Here is a 223-nt window from a genome sequence, read left to right as displayed (position 1 = left end):
CTGTCGGCGGAGCTGGCGGAGCTGGGCGCCGAGGTGGCGTGGGCGGCCTGTGACGTGGCTGACCGGGAGGCGCTGGCTGCCGTGCTGGCGGGGATTCCGGCCGAGCGTCCGCTGTCGGCGGTCGTGCACACGGCCGGTGTTCTGGATGACGGGGTGCTGGGTTCCCTGACGGCGGAGCGGTTGTCGGCGGTGCTGCGTCCGAAGGTGGACGCGGCGTGGAACC

1 protein-coding gene is annotated in these 223 nt (G+C 74.0%); it reads left to right on the top strand.

All coding sequences use genetic code 11. From position 1 onward, the window contains the following. Nucleotides 1-223: KR domain-containing protein (locus tag ACEPPI_RS41085; protein WP_373920325.1), on the top strand; the 223-nt coding region annotated here is incomplete at both ends.

The sequence above is a fragment of the Streptomyces sp. AB3(2024) genome (assembly GCF_041862025.1).
Classification (GTDB): domain Bacteria; phylum Actinomycetota; class Actinomycetes; order Streptomycetales; family Streptomycetaceae; genus Streptomyces.
Note: the sequence above shows the minus strand (reverse complement) of the source record. Positions and strands in the feature narration are given on the sequence as shown.